This window comes from Parasedimentitalea denitrificans (genome assembly GCF_011813015.1).
GTDB lineage: Bacteria > Pseudomonadota > Alphaproteobacteria > Rhodobacterales > Rhodobacteraceae > Parasedimentitalea > Parasedimentitalea denitrificans.
The window spans coordinates 1-941 of the sequence record NZ_QHLQ01000072.1 but is presented as its reverse complement, the minus strand read 5'-3'; the positions used below and the strand labels follow the sequence as shown (position 1 = coordinate 941).

At 49.2% G+C, this 941-nt stretch carries 1 protein-coding gene; it reads right to left on the bottom strand.

All coding sequences use genetic code 11. The features are described 5' to 3' along the window. Positions 1–301 precede the first annotated feature (301 nt). Positions 302–796, bottom strand: a complete 495-nt coding sequence (locus tag DL239_RS21355; protein WP_167686111.1) for a recombinase family protein — start codon at positions 794–796, stop codon at positions 302–304. Between the last annotated feature and the right edge of the window lie 145 nt (positions 797–941).

Genomic DNA, 941 nt, shown 5'->3' with positions numbered 1-941 from the left:
CCAATCCAGGCCAAAGCCGCAGCGTGAAACAGAGGCGGGAACACATTGTCCCGTTATACGGACACGCGAAAACTTCGAGTTTTTCAACAACATTGGCTGCAAACTGCCGTTAGACGGGTTTGGTACGAATGGCCGTTGAGGGCCGTTCGCACGCTATCTGGGTTCAGAGTGTTTATCTGGGTTCAGAGTGTTTCCGATTTTACAAAGTCCGTTTCCTTCGCATTTCTCGGGACTTTTGCTAGCGTACTGGCCGAATAGCTATCTCCCATTGGAAATTCCCACCTTGGTGCCAAAGCTCACTCTACGCAGTAGTTCTTTGAGAAATTTCGGCATATTCCTTTCGGATCCTATATACGGTCGCGACCCCAATATTGGCCAACTTCGCGATCTGACTAGGCGATACACCTGCTGACAACATTTTGATGATGGCCTCACGGTCAATCGTCCTTGGTTTACCTTTGTATTTCCCAGCACTCTTGGCTTTCTCAATCCCTTCACGCTGGCGTTGACGGATTAAGCTTCGTTCAAATTCAGCGATTGCACCGAGTACCTGCATCATCAGTTTACCGGCAAAATCTTGTTTATCGCTGGAAAAGGTCAGGTTCTCTTTCAAGAAATGTACTGTAGCACCCTTGTCCACCATCTCATCGACAATGCTGGTCAGGTCTGAAAGTGACCGCGCCAAACGATCAATGCTGTAGATATGGATTTCGTCTCCAGGTTCGATCCGGCGCCGAAGATGAGTCAGTTCCATGCGCTCAGTCCTACCACCAGCAGATACCTTTTCCTCATACATGTTTTTGGAGGAGATGTCGCTTGGTAGCTCTTGACGGTCGGTGGATTGATCTGTGCGTCGGCAGAGTTTTTGGGTCCAAAGGCGGCCTAAACTAAGTGAGAGTTTGGCTCATCTGGTTGGTTTGATTATGCGGCGCGTTGCCTGT